This is a genomic window from Erythrobacter sp. JK5 (assembly GCF_018205975.1).
Lineage (GTDB): Bacteria > Pseudomonadota > Alphaproteobacteria > Sphingomonadales > Sphingomonadaceae > Erythrobacter.
This window is the reverse complement of record NZ_CP073577.1, coordinates 1,454,312-1,469,652: the sequence shown is the minus strand read 5'-3', so window position 1 is coordinate 1,469,652 and position 15,341 is coordinate 1,454,312. Positions and strand designations below refer to the sequence as shown.

The window sequence follows — 15,341 nt, the reverse complement described above, 5'->3', positions numbered from 1 at the left end:
AAGCCAATCTGCGTGTAATGGCGCGATAGCCCTAAAAATCGGGTTAATCCCGGGTGTTCGCACGCTGCCGGGGTGGCGGTGAGGCTCTCGCTTGGGTATCGGGCGAACGTAGACACACAGCAGGAGCTCGACGCGTGCCCAGTTACTGGCTGATGAAATCGGAGCCTTTCAAATACAGCTACGACGATCTCGTCGCCCAAAAGGAGGGCGTGTGGGACGGCGTGCGCAATCATGCCGCGAAGCTAAACCTGCGCGCGATGGAAGTGGGCGACGAAGCGTTTTTCTACCACTCGCGCGAAGGACTCGAAATCGTCGGTATCTGCGAAATCAGCGTGGCGGGCATTGGCGACCCGACCGATGAAACCGGCACATGGGCAGCAGTGAAAGTGAAGCCCAAGCGCAAGTTCGATAACCCGGTCACGCTCAAGCAGATCAAGGCGGAGCCCAGGCTGGCCGATTGCGAGCTGGTGCGCCAGTCGCGATTGTCGGTGGCGAAGATCAAGCCAGCCGAATGGAAGCTGATCTGCAAGATGGCCGAAGGCTAGGCCTTCGCGCGCAGGCCGCTTATCGTCGCGCCGCTGGCGGCGAGCTGCTCGATATCGATCTTCATGTGAATGAGCCGCAGGCCCTGCCGCGTCAGCGCTTCGGCGAGCGCGTCGGTGAATTCTTCAGTGGTCGTCGCGGTCGCGCTCCATGACCCGAACGACGCGCCGAGCGTCGCAAAGTCCGGGTTGGAAAGCCGGGTGGCCGAAACCCGGCCCGGATATTCGCGCTCCTGATGCATCCGGATCGTGCCGTAGGCGCTGTTGTCGACCACCAACACCAACAGGTTCGCGCCGTATTGTACCGCTGTCGCCAGTTCCTGTCCGTTCATCAGGAAATCGCCATCTCCGGCAATTGCGACGATCTGCCGCTCCGGGTGGCGCAGCGCGGCAGCGACCGCTGCGGGCACCCCGTACCCCATAGCCCCGGCGGTCGGCGCGAGCTGCGTCGGCAGCCCTTCGTAGCGCCAGTAGCGGTGCCACCAGCCCGAGAAATTGCCTGCGCCGTTGCAGATGATCGCATCCGGAGACAGCGCCGCACGCATGGCGGAGACACATGCCCCCATGTCGAGCGCAGGGGGAGCGTCGGCGGGTGAATGCGTGGCCCATGCCTCCCACTCGGCATGCGCCTCGGCCCCGGCATCGAAGGGGATGACGGTGTGATCCTCCCACAGCGCGGCGGTCTCGGCGAATTCGTCGACCGCACAGCACAGCGCGAGCTCGGTGCGGTAGACCCGCCCGAGCTCTTCCGGATCGGGATGGACGTGGACCAGCAGCTGGTCAGGGTGTTCGAGCGGCGGAACGGTGTAGCCGTCGGTCGTCGCCTCGCCGAGCCGCGCGCCGACGGCCAGCACCAGATCGGCATTCTTCACCCGTGCGACCAGCTTCGGATTGGGACCGTAGCCAAGGTTGCCGGCAAAGACCGGGGAGGACGGGCTGATCGCGTCCTGCCGGCGGAATGCGGTCGCGACCGGCAGGCCGATGCTTTCGGCGAAACGCTGAAAGTGATCGCGCGCCTTCGCGTTCCAGCCCGCACCGCCGATGATCGCGATCGGGCTGGCGGCATCCGCGATCAGCGCGAACAGCGCCTGCATCGCGTCGGGGCATGCGGCCTGCGCCGGGCGGGTGACGGGCGGGCGCGGCGCAAGCGCAGCGTCCACCTGGTCGCACAGCATGTCTTCGGGCAGGGCGAGCACGACCGGACCCGGGCGTCCGCTTATGGCCACCGAATAGGCGCGGGCGATGTATTCCGGAATTCGGGCCGCATCGTCGATCCGCGCCGCCCATTTGCAGATCGGGCCGAAGAAAGCGCTGAAATCGATTTCCTGAAACCCCTCGCGATCGCGCATCGCGCGGTCCACATCGCCGACGAACAGGATCATCGGTTGCGAATCCTGATGCGCGACATGCACTCCGATGCTGGCATTGGTCGCACCGGGTCCGCGGGTGACGAAGGCGATGCCGGGCTTCTGCGTCATCGCGCCGTCAGCGCAGGCCATGAACGCGACGCCGCCTTCCTGACGGCACGTGATCGTCTCGATTTCCGATCGTTCATGCAGTGCATCGAGCACCGCGAGAAAGCTCTCGCCCGGCACCGTAAAAATGCGATCGGTGCCCTGTTCGGCGAGGCATTCGACCAGCAATTCGGCTGCGGTTTTCGTCGGATCGGCCAAGTCGTGTTTCTCCCGCTCAGGCCAGCCGCGCTTAGCGCCGGGCGCGCCCGGGCGCAAACGGTCTTCGAACCCGGTGGGTTGGTTAAGGCGACTGCTTAATGTCCCACTGCGCGACACCGCCCAAGCCGCCGTTCCAAAAAGTTAAGAAAGTGTTAACGCAGAGGTCAACGACGACACGGCGACGGGCAACAGTCTGCGCCCAAAAAACGAGGTCCTGCATGCGCCGAAACCTGGTTCTCACCGACGAGACGTGCCGCCATCCGTTCCGGGCGAGTCTGCCTCCGCATGTAAAACGCGATCTGCTCGATATCCCGGCCGAATCGCTGTGGCGCCTGACGACGACCGATATTCGCGGCTTCGTCAGCACCTATGTCGCTGCAACCGCCGCGATCCTCGTCTTCATCATGTAACAGGCCCGCGGCTCAGCGCAGGGCCCTGGCAGTCAGCTCGACCTGCGCCAGTTCGGCGTTGTGAAGGATCTTGCCGAGCCAGGCCGAAACCACGCACATCGCGGCGGCGAGCAACAATTGCTCGGCCACCGGTAGCCCCAGAAGTGTCAGCCCGATCGCGATCAGCGATCCGATCACCATCGCCAGCGAATTGACGATGTTGTTGGCCGCGATCGTGCGCGAAGCGGCATCGTGCGCGCACCGGGTCGTCAGAAACGCGTAGAGCGGCACGACGAACATGCCCCCGGCCGTCGCGATGCCGAGCAGCATCAGCAGGAGAGGGATCGCCAGCGGCTCAAGCACGAAAGCATGGACGCCTAATAATTCGCCCGTCGAGCTCGGCGTCCACGCCCTTGCGACAAGATAGAACCCGATCACGAACAGCCCCATGACGACCACCGAAGCGGGTGCGAACCGCGCCGAAACGACGCCCTTCAGCAGCGCGTTGATGCCGACTGACCCGATCGCGATACCGATCGAGAAGATCACCAGAAACAGGCTCGCGACCTCCTTGCTCGCGTACAGCTGGTTTTTCGCAAGCGGCGGGAACTGGATGAACAGCACTGCCCCGATGGTCCAGAAGAAGCTGATCGCGAGTATGGCGTAGAAGATTTCGCGAATGTGCATCGTGTCGGTGACCAGCCGCCAGCTCATCACCGCCTGGTCGGCGATCGCGACCGGGACGTAGCCCATCCACTTGAGCACCGGGTTGCGCGGCTTTTCGGCATAGGGCTCGAGCAGCGGAAAGTGCATCTCGTAATCGCTCTGCGGCGGCGCATCGGGCACCCACCGGCTTACGAAGTATCCGACGAAGGCGGTCAGCACGATGAGCACGATCGCGAGTTCGACCGAGACGAAGCCGGCCAGGATGGTGCCGGTCAGGATCGCGATATAGGTGCCCGCTTCCACCAGCCCGGTGCCGGGCAGCACCTCGTCCTTCTTCAGGTGCTGGGGCAGGATCGCGTATTTGATCGGACCGAGAAAGGTCGATTGCGCCGCAGCGAGAAATACCACGAACAGCAGCAGCGGGATTGCGAAAGTGTGCACCGCGATGCCCTGCCACGCCATGAACAGCCCGATCGCGCCGAGGCTTGCCCAGCCGATTTCGCACAGCTTGACGATCCGGATGATCTTCGCCTTGTCGCGCGTATCCGCGAGCTGTCCGGCAAGCGCGGAGAGGATCACGAAAGGCAGGATGAAGATGCCGGTCGCCAGACCGCTGAACAGCGCTTCCTGCTGTTCGTCGTTGTAGACCGAATAGACCACGAACAGCACCAGCGCGGTCTTGTAGAGATTGTCGTTGAAGGCGTTGAAGAACTGGGTCGCCATGAGCGGGAGGAAGCGCTTGCGGCGCATGAGGTGCGTCGATGTGGTCATGCCGTGATGCGTGCCTGCGTCCCTTGAGGCGGCTGACATAGCGGACGCAGTGACATTCACAAGAGCGTTCACAAGCACCCGATCACGTCTTTTGCCCCGCTTTGGGAAGCGCTACAGGCGGCCAGGACATGTTGACGCTGCCGAATATCCTGACACTGTCGCGCATCCTGGCGCTGCCGCTGCTGGCGTTTTTCCTGTGGTGGCCGGAATGGCGGCTCGGCTATGCGGTCGGCTTCGTGCTCTACTGCCTGATCGGCATCACCGACTTCTTCGACGGCTATCTTGCGCGCGCGCAGGGGACTGTGTCGAAGCTCGGCATGTTCCTCGATCCGATCGCGGACAAGATCATGGTCGCGACCGTGATCCTGATTCTGACTGCGCAAGGGTATATGCGCGGGCCGTATGTCGGCGACTTTCACGTTATCGCCGGGCTCGTCATCCTGATGCGTGAAATCGCGGTCAGCGGTCTGCGTGAATTCCTCGGCGGATTGCAGGTCTCGATCCCGGTCTCGCGCCTTGCCAAATGGAAAACGACGTTTCAGCTGGTCGCGCTCGGCGCGCTGATCGCTGGCGGAGCGGTGCACGGCCAGCCTTGCCAGCAGGTCGGCGACATGTGCCGCACTACCGCCGAAAGCTGGATCCACCTGATTGGTCTGGGCAGCCTGTGGGCCGCAGCAGTGCTGACCTGCATCACCGGCTGGGATTATCTGCGAGTCGGCCTGAAGCACATGGACTGAACGGGCCGGTTTCGGAAGATCGGCGCGCGCTGGTGGATTACGCCGCCGGCAAACCGACCTGATCGAAGAATTCCGGATCGCCGAGGAACTGTGGTATGAGGCTGCATCCAAGGAGGGGGTGCCTCTATGCCGGAGAATTTTCGCGTTCGATTTCGCAATTTCGCGGGGCTTGATTTCAGTACGGCGCAACGGTGTCGATTGCCCAGTGCCAAGCCGAATGTCATGGGCGAGGAGACACTGCTTCGCGGGGCCATTGCGGCGCTGGCGGCGACCGGCAACGCCAAGGGGCGCCTGCTCGATCACACACTCGATCGGTGCGACGACGGCGCCACCATGACCGTCAGCGGTTCGATCCCGGGGGCGGTCGTTCCTTCCCCCACCGATTTCACGATCACCGAAGGGCTGACCGTCGGCGCGTCGGCAGGGGCGGCCTATTCTGCGGGCAGCGGGGTCTATTTCTGGAAGAAGTCCAGAGGGTTCGATATCGGCCTCTATGGCTCGCTTTCGGTCGGGCTGGTGACGAACATCGGCGCGGGCGGCGGGGTTCAGCTCGGATACTTCTTCGGACCCGCTCCCTCGACCCTGGGCGGAGATTCGATCGAACTGGCGGTCACCGTGGATGCCGGCGTCAGCATCGGCGGATCGATGTTCATCAGCGCCCCTCCCGGCGGCTTCACCCCGCCGGCGGGCACGAGCTTGTCGAGCTGGCTTTCGAGCATGGCAGCCAGCACCCGGTCCTGGCGACCGCAGGTGATCGGCGTCGCCTACACCCTGTCCGTCGGGGTAAGCGCGCTCCCCGTCGATATCGCGGTGATGCCGGGCCGAACGTGGACCCGATCCGTCGTTTCGCGCTGAACCGGCATCACTCTTTCGAGCCGGGGCCAGCCCGGCCCAGTCCGCCTAGTCGCGGCCGCACTTGAACACGATCAGCAGGTTGGCGGTGACCGTGGTCGTGTTGGTGGCCGTCGTGCTGTTGTCTTCCCTGACTGTGACCGGGATGGGAACAGTCCGGTGGTTCGGGCACTTCATGCGCGTCGATCCAGACTGCCAGGTCCCCAGATCGTTCGAGCCCAGCGTGTCGATCTCGGTGGCATTGAACGCCCAGTTGAGCGTGTTCATCTGGCCGCATTTGCCATCCAGCTTGAGGTTTTCCTTCAGCGCATAGGGGCGGGCGATCGATGCGTCCGCCTGCGAAGAGTTGATCTTGATGTTGGGCTCGGCACCGATCTTGAATTCGAGATCCCAGTCGGCGACGTCGGCTGTTTCGTTGGCGACGCCGGCACCGATCGAGGTCGACTCCACGCTCAGGAGAAACACATCGGCGTAGCAGTCCTCGGTTTCGCCGCCCGGAGACTCGGTCCCGATTCCGCCGCCGCCTTCATCCTGTTCGATCTTGTCGTCGAGCGACGCCAGGAGACTTGCCAGGATCTTCGCCGCGATCTTCGCCTTCGGGTTCTGCGAGGTCGCCATACCGGCAATGATCAGCAGCAGCAGCTTCTTGAACGCGCGAAACCGCTCGATCATTTTCGATTTCTCGGTCCCCGTCCCTGCCAGCATGACGCCGAGCCCCAATTCGAGCATATGCTTCGACAGATCGACGTCAGGGTCTTCGGCTGCGCCGATCTTCCACAGGCCGGGGCCCAGCAGCTTGTCGTGGGTAATCAGCGCGTAGGGTGAGACGGCGTGCTTGATCCCGAATTCGACCGGGAAGTTCACACGCAGGGCCTGTTCGGCAAGCTCGGCGGTCTGGAGCTGCAGCTTTACCAGTGAAACCGAAAGCAATTCGAGTTCCGCAGGTTCGAAATCGGATGCCGCCTCGGGGCCGATATCGACCGTCAGCGAATTCACCACGGTAATCGCCTGGGCGAACAATCCGTCGGTGGTCTTCGCAGACGAGTCCGGCAAGACGCTGCGGATGGATTTGGCGGCACTTTCAAGCGAATGTGCTGAGATATCAAGCGCTTCCTTAATCATCGACATACCCTCCATAGAAGTTGTCGTGGATGCGGCCCGATAATGTAAGGGAAATACCCTGTCCTATTCTTGCATTTTTCTCAATCGCCGGAGGCAAAGTTGTCGGGTTTATACAAATATATCGATTCGAACTTGATAAGATTCTGCCGCTGGGCAGTATCTTATTCAAATTGCGTGGATTCTTCTTTCAGGTTGCGCTGAATCTCGCTGTCGAAGGGCCAGCTTCCCGGGCTCCTCAGCCTGCCCGCAATTCTTCCGCGAGCAGTTTGAAATCCGCCTCGCGCGGCGAATTCTTGCGCCATATCAGCACGATCTCGCGCTTGGCATCGGCATTGTCGACGGGGCGCGCGACGACCTCTGTGCCTTCGAGAATTCCGGCGTTGAGAGCCATTTCGGGCAGCATCGTCAGGCCCAGATCGTTGTCGACCAACTGCACCAGCGTATGCAGGCTGGTGCCGATCATCGCTGCGCTGGCGCGCAGTTCCGAGCGGTTGCAGGCCGCCAGCGCGTGATCGCGCAGGCAGTGCCCGTCCTCGAGCAGCAGCAGCCGCCCTTCGTCGATCATTTCGGGCGGGACGACGTCGGGCGGATCGCGCGGGTCGTCCTTGGGGAAGGCGACGAACAGGCGGTCGTCGGCAATATGTTCGACTTCGACCTCGCCGGTGTCGAACGGCAAGGCGAGCAGAACGCAATCGGCGCGCCCGTGCTGGAGCGATTCGATCGCGTCCTGACTGGTTTCCTCGCGCAGGAAGAGCTTGAGGTCCGGGCGCTCGCGCTTGAGGCGCGGCAGCAGCCGCGGCAGCATGAATGGCGCGATGGTCGGGATGACGCTCATGCGCAGCTGGCCCGACAGCGGCTGACCGGCCGCCTGGACCATGTCGGACAACTCCTCCGCTTCGCGCAGCAGGCGATTGGCTTTCTCGACCACCTGCTCGCCCAGCGAGGTGAAGCGCACGACGCGGCGGCTCCGTTCGACCAGCGTCACGCCCAGCAGCGATTCAAGCTCGCGGATGCCCGCCGACAGCGTCGATTGCGACACGAAGCTCGCATCCGCAGCGCGGCCGAAATGCTTGTGCTCGTACAGCGCGACCAGATATTGCAGCTGCTTGATGGTGGGAAGGTAGGTGCTCACGCTCCCGCTATTCCGCCGCCAGCGCTTCTTCCATGCTGGCCTGCATGTCGTCGATATGGGTCATCTTGAGCCGGCCGTTCTGCACTGCAAAGGCGAGCTTGCCTTCGACCAGTTCCAGCGCATCGCGGCCGAACACCTCGTAACGCCAGCCCTGCAGCACCTTGAGATCGCGCACCCCGGCGGCAAGCGCTTCCATCTCGTCGGCGCGGGTCAGCAGGCGCGCGGCAACGTCGATTTCGCGGGCGCGGATCTTGAGCAGCAGCTTGAGCAGGTCGGCAACCAGCGCGCCTTCCTTGCCCAGTGGCGCGCCGCGCTTCATCTTTTCGGGCATTTCCTCTTTCGGCAGCGGTTCGGCTTCGGCGACGACGCGCATCATGCGTTTGCCGATATCGTTGTCCTTCCATGCGGCAGAGAGCCCGCGAACCTTGGCGAGGTCCGCCTGTTTCTTGGGCGGGTGCGAGGCAATATCGGCCAGCGTCTCGTCGCGCATGATCCGTCCACGCGGGATATTCTTGTGCTGCGCTTCGCCCTCGCGCCATGCGGCGAGCGCCTTCAGCCGCCCGAGCACCTGCGGATTGCGTCCGGGCGAGCGGATGCGCTTCCACGACGTGTCGGGATCGATGATGAAATTGCTCTCGTCCGCGAGCTTGTCCATTTCGGCATCGAGCCACGCACCGCGGCCGGTCTTGATCAGTTTCTTGAGGATCTTCGGGAAGATCTTCGACAGATGCGTCACGTCGCCGATCGCGTATTCGATCTGGCGATCGGTCAGCGGACGGCGGCTCCAGTCGGTAAACCGTGCGCCCTTGTCGATCTGGATGTTGAGCCAGGTATCGACGAGGTTGGCGTAGCCGATCTGTTCGGACTGGCTGATCGCCATCATCGCCACCTGGGTATCGAACACCGGATGCGGGGTCTTGCCGGTCAGGTTGACGATGATCTCGACATCCTGTCCGCCGGCATGGAAGACCTTGAGGACGTCCTCGTTCTCGCACATCAGATCGAGCAGCGGGGCGAGGTCGATACCCTCGGCCAGCGGATCGATGGCCGCAGCTTCTTCGGTGTTGGCGATCTGCACCAGGCACAGTTCCGGCCAATAGGTGTTTTCGCGCATGAATTCGGTATCGACGGCGACGAATTCGGATTTTGCGAGCCGCTCGCACAGGTCCGCGAGCGCTTCGGTGGTGGTGATCAGGTCGTGTATCTTCATCTCAACTTCACATAATTTGGGCGGAGTGCCGCCCTCGGGTACAAGTCCCACTCGTTTTCCGCGCGGCTTGACAAAACCACGTGGTTCCCCTGTTAGCGCGCGCGTATCCGGGCGGACTGGAGCAGCCACGCCACCACGCCGTTTTGCGCGGCGCGCCCTTAGCGCCTTACACCCAAACAGGACAAGAAATTAGATGCACGCCTATCGATCTCATACTTGCGCACAGCTTTCCGCCGGGAATGTTGGCGAAACCGTCCGTCTTTCGGGCTGGGTGCATCGCAAGCGCGATTTCGGTGGCGTCCTGTTCGTCGACCTGCGCGATCACCATGGCATCACCCAGATCGTCGCGGACGAGGATTCGCCCGCGCTTGCCGTGCTGGACAAGCTGCGGCTCGAATCGGTCGTGACCATCGATGGCGAGGTCAAGGCGCGCACCGCCGAAACGGTGAACCCCAAGCTGGCGACCGGCGAGGTCGAAGTGTTCGCCCGCGCGATCGCGGTGCAGAGCGCGGCGGAGGAATTGCCGCTGCCGGTCGCGGACGAGCTCGAATATCCCGAGCATATCCGCCTCAAGTACCGCTTCCTCGATCTGCGGCGCGAAACGATGCATCGCAACATCATGCTGCGCAGCAAGGTCATCACCAGCCTGCGCCGCCGGATGACCGATCAGGGCTTTACCGAGTTCCAGACCCCGATCCTCACCGCGTCCAGCCCCGAAGGCGCGCGCGACTTTCTCGTGCCCAGCCGGATGCATCCGGGCACGTTCTACGCGCTCCCCCAGGCGCCGCAGATGTTCAAGCAGATGCTGATGGTGTCGGGCTTCGACAAATATTTCCAGATCGCGCCGTGTTTCCGCGACGAGGACCTGCGCGCCGACCGCAGCCTCGAATTCTACCAGCTCGATTTCGAGATGAGCTTCGTCACTCAGGAAGACGTGTTCCAGGCGCTCGAGCCGGTGCTGGCCGGATGTTTCGAGGAATTCGCCGACGGCAAGACCGTAACCAAGTCGGGCGAATTCCCACGCATTCCCTATGCTGAAGCGATGCTGAAATACGGCACCGACAAGCCCGATCTGCGCAACCCGCTGATCATCAGCGACGTCACCAGCCACTTCGAGAAATCGGGCTTCGGCCTGTTCGAGAAGATCGTTGGCGGCGGCGGCGTGGTGCGCGTGGTGGCAGCCCCGAACACCGCCGACAAGAGCCGCAAGTTCTTCGACGACATGAACGAATGGGCGCGTTCCGAAGGGTTTGCGGGCCTCGGCTATGTGACCCGCAAGGGCGGCGAATTCGGTGGTCCGATCGCCAAGAACCATGGGCCGGATCGCATGGAGGAGCTCTACAACGAGCTCGGCCTTGGCCCGATGACGGCCTGTTTTTTGCCGCGGGCAAGGAAAAGGACGCCGCGAAGCTCGCAGGTGCCGCGCGCACGCAGGTGGGCGAACAGCTCGGCCTGATCGAAGAGGGCTGCTTCAAATTCTGCTGGATCGTCGACTTCCCGATGTTCGAGTGGGACGAGGAAAACAAGAAGGTCGATTTCAGCCACAACCCGTTCTCGATGCCGCAGGGCGAGATGGAAGCGCTGGAGACGCAGGACCCGCTCACCATCAGGGCGTGGCAGTACGATATTGTCTGCAACGGCTACGAGCTGTCATCGGGCGCGATCCGGAACCACAAGCCGGAGATCATGTACAAGGCGTTCGAAATCGCGGGCTATGACAAGGAAACGGTCGACCGCGAATTTGCCGGGATGATCGAAGCCTTCAAACTGGGCGCGCCGCCGCACGGTGGCTCGGCACCGGGGATCGACCGCATCGTGATGCTGCTGGCAGGCGAGGAAGCGATTCGAGAGGTTATCGCCTTCCCGATGAACCAGAAGGGCGAAGACCTGATGATGGGCGCGCCAAGCAAGCCCGAACCCAGGCAACTGCGCGAACTGCACCTGCGCACGGTAGAACCGCCCGCGAAAGACAGCTGAATTCTCGCAAGAAAAATGGGCGCCCGGAAGGTCCGGACGCCCCAGTCTGTGAGGATTTCGTGATTATATTGCCCGGCACAGAGCGCTGGTGGCACGATCGCCAGGTCGCGTAGCGCGCAACGCCGGGTACCGATTACGCGTAGTGCTGCTCGAGCATGTCGCTGAAGCGTTCCCCTTCGCGCACGTCGCGATAGGCGGTTTCGATCAGCATGCGCGTGTCTTTGTCGAGGTCTTCCCGCTTGAGCGCGTCACGAAACTGCTCGGCAAGATACTCCTCGCCTTCCTCCACGCGCTTGATCGCGGCTTCGTTGCTGTCGCCCAGCGCCTCGGTGAGGGTGAGAAAGAACTGGTGGGCCTTGCCCTGCGTGCTGGCAGCGGTCACCGGCGCTTCGCCGCGCGACTGGATCGCGGAATTCAGACGGTTGAGGATTTCGGCGCGATCGCCGGCGCGGCGGGCAAAGGCGCGCTCGAGAGTCGGATTGTCCGACTTTTCGGCGGCGAGCCGATAACCTTCGACCGAATCGTAAGTGGTTTGGGTAAGGTTCTTGATCAGATCAACAGTAGTCATGGGTCTCCCTAAGGGTCTGCGTATGGCTGCGTGCGACACCGATTGTATCGCGCTTTCAATCACTTAACGGTCAGACCGGGAATTCGATCCGTACCGGACGACGAGTCGCGCCTGAGCTGCGACAGGTCGAGAGACTGGACGGGGGCGGCATATCGAGGCCAAGTCGGGCGGAATGTCCGGAACCGGGAGGAACCATGAAAGCGACACGCAGGACAGCGATGTTCGGGAGCCTCGCAGCCGCGAGCGGTCTGGCGGGTGCCAGCCAGGCGCTGACCGGATGCGCACCCGGTAGCGACCCCGCCGACGTGGCCTTGACCAAGGTGACCGTGCTTGCCGTGCTCCACGGCAATCACCGAACCAGCGAGGCCTATTCGCTCGATAGGTTGCGCACCGCGATCCGGCGGGCGGAGCCGGACGTCATACTCACCGAAATCCCGCCGGACCGGATCGACGAGGCGCGCCGCAGCTTTGCCGAAACCGGCGAGGTCACCGAACCGCGCACCCGGGTGTTTCCCGAATACACCGACGTCGTGTTTCCGCTTTCGCGCGAGATGGATTTCACGCTGGTCGGCACGGCCGGGTGGACGCAGCAGATTGCCGACGACCGGAGCGCCGCCCTTCGCGCGATCGAGAGCGATCGCGACCGCGCCTCGCAATGGGCCGAACATCTTGAGGCTAGGGCGGAACTCTCCCGCGCCCTCGACGGGCGTGGCGATGACCCGCGCTTCATCCATTCGCCGGAATACGACGTGCTCGTGCAGCGCGGGCAGACGCCCTACCAGATTTATTTCGACCCCGATCTTGGCGCGGGCGGCTGGACCAAGATCAACGCCGCCCACACGGGACTCATCAACGCCGCGCTCGACACGATCGGCGGCCAGAGCCTGCGCGCCCTTGTGATGTTCGGCGGATGGCATAAATACATGATCGAACGTTCGCTGGCGTTCCGGGGCGATATCGAGCGGCAGGATGCACAATCGCTGTTCGACTGAACCTGTTGCGGAAAATCGATCGCCACTTGCGCTCATTCGCGCCCTTGATTAGGGCGAAGGCCAATTCTTAACCCCCAATTCAAGAGGGACACACATGAGCGATACTGCCGACCGCGTGCAGAAGATTGTCGTCGAGCACCTTGGCGTCGAAGGCGACAAGGTCACCCAGGAAGCAAGCTTCATCGATGATCTGGGGGCCGACAGCCTCGATATCGTCGAACTGGTGATGGCGTTCGAAGAGGAATTCGGCGTCGAAATCCCCGACGATGCAGCCGAGAAGATTACGACGGTCGGCGACGCCACCAAGTACATCGAAGAAAACAAGGGCTGATCTGCCCGCATCGGCTCCGCCGGACGGCGGGGCGTTGACCAACAGGCCCGAGCCCGCTGAGGGTCGCGGGCCTGTAGTGTTTCGGAGGGATTGCAATGCGCCGTGTGGTTGTAACCGGACTGGGTCTCGTCACACCGTTGGGCGGGGATGTCGAAACCAGCTGGAAAAACCTGATTGCAGGCGAAAGCGGTGCGGGGCCGATTACGCGCTTCGAGCCCGAAGGGCAGAAATGCACCATCGCCTGCGAGGTGAAGCCCAAGGACCATGCCTGGGGCTTCGATGCGGACAAGCGCGTCGACCACAAGATCCAGCGGCAGGTCGATCCCTTCATCGTCTACGGCATAGATGCGGCCGGCCAGGCGCTCGAAGATGCCGGCCTGACCGAAATGAGTGACGAGGAGAAGCTGCGCACCGGCTGTTCGATCGGTGCCGGGATCGGCGGATTGCCGGGGATCGAGCTCGAAAGCGTCAATCTCCACGAGCGCGGACCGGGCCGGGTCAGCCCGCACTTCGTCCACGGGCGCCTGATCAACCTCGTGACCGGGCAGGTGCAGATCAAGTACGGTTTCATGGGCCCCAACCACGCAGTCGTGACCGCCTGTTCGACCGGCGCGCACTCGATCGGCGATGCCGCGCGGATGATCCAGATGGACGATGCCGACGTTATGCTGGCGGGCGGGGCCGAAAGCACGATCAATCCGCTGGGGATCGCCGGGTTCGCGCAAGCGCGTGCGCTCAACTGCAGCATGAACGATCGCCCGACCGAGGCGAGCCGCCCTTACGACCGCGACCGCGACGGCTTCGTGATGGGCGAAGGCGCGGGCGTGATCGTGCTCGAGGAATACGAGCGCGCGAAAGCGCGGGGGGCGACCATCTACGCCGAAGTGACCGGTTACGGCCTGTCGGGCGATGCCTATCACGTCACCGCGCCGCATCCGGAAGGCAAGGGCGCGGAGCTGGCGATGCGGATGGCGCTGCGCAAGGCGGGTCTCGGGCCGGGCGATATCGACTACGTCAACGCCCACGGCACCTCGACGATGGCCGACACGATCGAACTCGCCGCGGTCAAGCGCGTGCTGGGCGACGATCTCGGCGGTGCCTCGATGAGCTCGACCAAGTCGGCAATCGGGCATTTGCTGGGCGGCGCGGGCGCGGTCGAAGCAGTGTTCTGCATCCTCGCCATGCGCGACGGCGTGGTTCCGCCAACGCTCAACCTGCACAACCCCGATGAAGGCACGGAGGGAATCGATCTGGTGCCGCTCAAGGCGCGGCAACGCGAAGTGCGCGCGGTGCTGAACAACAGCTTCGGCTTCGGCGGTACCAACGCCTCGCTGATCATGCAGAAAATCGATTGATCCGGTGAAGCGCCTTGGCCTTATTGTCGGGCTGGTGCTGGCGCTGGCTGGCGCCGCCGGGCTATATCTGGGTGCGTCGCTTTTGGGTGGCGCGACGGTCAAGGACGAGACCCCCTTCGTTATTCCGGCCGGAGCTTCGGTCAGCGCGGTGGCGGACAAGCTCGAAGACGAAGGCCTAATTACATCGACCGACGGCTTCGTATTGCGAGCTCGCATCTTCGGCTCGTCCGATCCGATCCAGGCGGGGGAGTTCCTGCTGACCCCCGGAATGTCGCAAGGCCAGATCCTCGCGGCGTTCCAGGCGGGCGATGTGATCCGCCGGTTTGTGACCATACCCGAAGGCATGCCCTCGATCCTGGTCTACGAAAAGCTGATGGCAGAGGAACTGCTCACCGGCGAGATCGACGTGCCTCCCGAAGGCTCGATCCTGCCCGACACCTATGCCTTCGAGCGCAACCAGAGCCGTGCCTCGCTGATCGAGCAGATGCAGGCTGCCATGGACACCTATCTCGCCGAAGCATGGGCCGAACGCCAGCCGGATATCGCGGTCGAAACGATGCGCGACGCGCTGATCCTCGCCTCGGTTGTCGAGAAGGAAACCGGCAAGCCGTCGGAGCGGCGGATGGTCGCGGGCCTCTATTCCAACCGGGTGAAGACCGGGATGCTGCTGCAGGCCGATCCGACGATCATCTATCCGATCACCAAGGGCAAGCCGCTGGGCCGCCGCATCCGCCAGTCCGAGATCGCGGCTGTCAACGGCTACAACACCTACACCCGCGTCGGCCTGCCCGAAGGCCCGATCACCAATCCGGGGCGCGAAAGCATTGCGGCGGTTCTCAATCCGGAAAGGACCAGCGCGCTGTTCATGGTCGCCGACGGGACCGGCGGGCACTGGTTTGCCGACACGCTTGAACAGCACAACGCCAATGTCGAGAGATGGTACGCGATCCGCCGCGAGCGGGGGGAGATGGAATGACCGGACGCTTATCGAAATGAGCCTTCGCTCGCGCCGCGCTCAACGGTC

At 63.2% G+C, this 15,341-nt stretch carries 14 protein-coding genes and 1 pseudogene; 9 read left to right on the top strand and 6 right to left on the bottom strand.

The window, feature by feature from the left end:
- Positions 1-152: 152 nt before the first annotated feature.
- Positions 153-545: an EVE domain-containing protein gene (locus KDC96_RS07140; protein WP_212451849.1), complete on the top strand. Its 393-nt coding sequence runs from the start codon at positions 153-155 to the stop codon at positions 543-545.
- Here the strand turns inward: KDC96_RS07140 and KDC96_RS07135 are convergent.
- Positions 542-2,215: a thiamine pyrophosphate-binding protein gene (locus KDC96_RS07135; RefSeq protein WP_212451847.1), complete on the bottom strand. Its 1,674-nt coding sequence runs from the start codon at positions 2,213-2,215 to the stop codon at positions 542-544. The genes KDC96_RS07140 and KDC96_RS07135 overlap by 4 nt on opposite strands.
- 218 nt (positions 2,216-2,433) lie before the next feature.
- Between KDC96_RS07135 and KDC96_RS07130 the strand changes: the two genes are divergently transcribed.
- Positions 2,434-2,625, top strand: a complete 192-nt coding sequence (locus tag KDC96_RS07130; RefSeq protein WP_212451845.1) for a hypothetical protein — start codon at positions 2,434-2,436, stop codon at positions 2,623-2,625.
- Between the two features lie 12 nt (positions 2,626-2,637).
- On the opposite strand, the gene KDC96_RS07125 is transcribed toward KDC96_RS07130, so the two are convergent.
- Positions 2,638-4,041 carry an MFS transporter gene (locus tag KDC96_RS07125; protein ID WP_212451842.1) on the bottom strand — a complete coding sequence of 468 codons (1,404 nt, stop codon included), beginning with the start codon at positions 4,039-4,041 and terminating at the stop codon, positions 2,638-2,640.
- A gap of 128 nt (positions 4,042-4,169) precedes the next feature.
- Between KDC96_RS07125 and pgsA the strand changes: the two genes are divergently transcribed.
- A complete protein-coding gene (gene pgsA / locus KDC96_RS07120) occupies positions 4,170-4,778 on the top strand; it encodes a CDP-diacylglycerol--glycerol-3-phosphate 3-phosphatidyltransferase (RefSeq protein ID WP_212451840.1) in 609 nt (202 codons plus the stop codon).
- 222 nt (positions 4,779-5,000) lie between these two features.
- Positions 5,001-5,633, top strand: a complete 633-nt coding sequence (locus tag KDC96_RS07115) for a hypothetical protein (protein ID WP_212451838.1) — start codon at positions 5,001-5,003, stop codon at positions 5,631-5,633.
- 45 nt (positions 5,634-5,678) lie between these two features.
- Here KDC96_RS07115 and KDC96_RS07110 read toward each other — a convergent pair whose 3' ends face one another.
- The 3 genes from KDC96_RS07110 to rnd form a co-directional block, all read right to left on the bottom strand.
- Positions 5,679-6,683: a hypothetical protein gene (locus KDC96_RS07110; RefSeq protein WP_212451836.1), complete on the bottom strand. Its 1,005-nt coding sequence runs from the start codon at positions 6,681-6,683 to the stop codon at positions 5,679-5,681.
- Between the two features lie 304 nt (positions 6,684-6,987).
- Positions 6,988-7,884 carry a LysR substrate-binding domain-containing protein gene (locus KDC96_RS07105; RefSeq protein ID WP_212451834.1) on the bottom strand — a complete coding sequence of 299 codons (897 nt, stop codon included), beginning with the start codon at positions 7,882-7,884 and terminating at the stop codon, positions 6,988-6,990.
- Positions 7,885-7,891: 7 nt separating this feature from the next.
- Entirely contained in the window at positions 7,892-9,094 is a 1,203-nt protein-coding gene (rnd, locus tag KDC96_RS07100) for a ribonuclease D (protein WP_212451832.1), read from the bottom strand.
- A gap of 193 nt (positions 9,095-9,287) precedes the next feature.
- On the opposite strand from rnd, the pseudogene aspS reads away from it, so the two are divergent.
- Positions 9,288-11,071 (top strand): annotated as a pseudogene (gene aspS / locus KDC96_RS07095) (aspartate--tRNA ligase).
- 133 nt (positions 11,072-11,204) lie between these two features.
- Here the strand turns inward: aspS and KDC96_RS07090 are convergent.
- Positions 11,205-11,639 (bottom strand): PA2169 family four-helix-bundle protein, encoded by a 435-nt coding sequence (locus KDC96_RS07090; protein ID WP_212451830.1) that lies wholly within the window; start codon positions 11,637-11,639, stop codon positions 11,205-11,207.
- A 194-nt stretch (positions 11,640-11,833) separates the two neighbouring features.
- On the opposite strand from KDC96_RS07090, the gene KDC96_RS07085 reads away from it, so the two are divergent.
- From KDC96_RS07085 to mltG, 4 genes are all read left to right on the top strand, one after another.
- The gene (locus KDC96_RS07085) at positions 11,834-12,631 is read left to right on the top strand and encodes a hypothetical protein (protein ID WP_212451828.1); all 798 of its coding nucleotides are present in this window, start codon (positions 11,834-11,836) and stop codon (positions 12,629-12,631) included.
- Positions 12,632-12,725: 94 nt separating this feature from the next.
- Positions 12,726-12,962 (top strand): acyl carrier protein, encoded by a 237-nt coding sequence (locus tag KDC96_RS07080; protein WP_212451826.1) that lies wholly within the window; start codon positions 12,726-12,728, stop codon positions 12,960-12,962.
- A 95-nt stretch (positions 12,963-13,057) separates the two neighbouring features.
- Positions 13,058-14,317, top strand: a complete 1,260-nt coding sequence (gene fabF / locus KDC96_RS07075; protein WP_212451824.1) for a beta-ketoacyl-ACP synthase II — start codon at positions 13,058-13,060, stop codon at positions 14,315-14,317.
- 4 nt (positions 14,318-14,321) lie between these two features.
- Positions 14,322-15,293, top strand: a complete 972-nt coding sequence (gene mltG, locus KDC96_RS07070) for an endolytic transglycosylase MltG (RefSeq protein WP_212451822.1) — start codon at positions 14,322-14,324, stop codon at positions 15,291-15,293.
- The last annotated feature ends 48 nt before the right edge of the window (positions 15,294-15,341 follow it).

Bases quoted from the DNA above. Each gene is read 5' to 3' on its own strand.
- KDC96_RS07140 (WP_212451849.1), top strand. From the start codon at position 153: ATGAAATCGGAGCCTTTCAAATACAGCTACGACGATCTCGTCGCCCAA.
- KDC96_RS07130 (WP_212451845.1), top strand. From the start codon at position 2,434: ATGCGCCGAAACCTGGTTCTCACCGACGAGACGTGCCGCCATCCGTTC.
- KDC96_RS07125 (WP_212451842.1), bottom strand. From the start codon at position 4,041: ATGACCACATCGACGCACCTCATGCGCCGCAAGCGCTTCCTCCCGCTC.
- pgsA (WP_212451840.1), top strand. From the start codon at position 4,170: ATGTTGACGCTGCCGAATATCCTGACACTGTCGCGCATCCTGGCGCTG.
- KDC96_RS07115 (WP_212451838.1), top strand. From the start codon at position 5,001: ATGGGCGAGGAGACACTGCTTCGCGGGGCCATTGCGGCGCTGGCGGCG.
- rnd (WP_212451832.1), bottom strand. From the start codon at position 9,094: ATGAAGATACACGACCTGATCACCACCACCGAAGCGCTCGCGGACCTG.
- KDC96_RS07090 (WP_212451830.1), bottom strand. From the start codon at position 11,639: ATGACTACTGTTGATCTGATCAAGAACCTTACCCAAACCACTTACGAT.
- KDC96_RS07085 (WP_212451828.1), top strand. From the start codon at position 11,834: ATGAAAGCGACACGCAGGACAGCGATGTTCGGGAGCCTCGCAGCCGCG.
- KDC96_RS07080 (WP_212451826.1), top strand. From the start codon at position 12,726: ATGAGCGATACTGCCGACCGCGTGCAGAAGATTGTCGTCGAGCACCTT.
- fabF (WP_212451824.1), top strand. From the start codon at position 13,058: ATGCGCCGTGTGGTTGTAACCGGACTGGGTCTCGTCACACCGTTGGGC.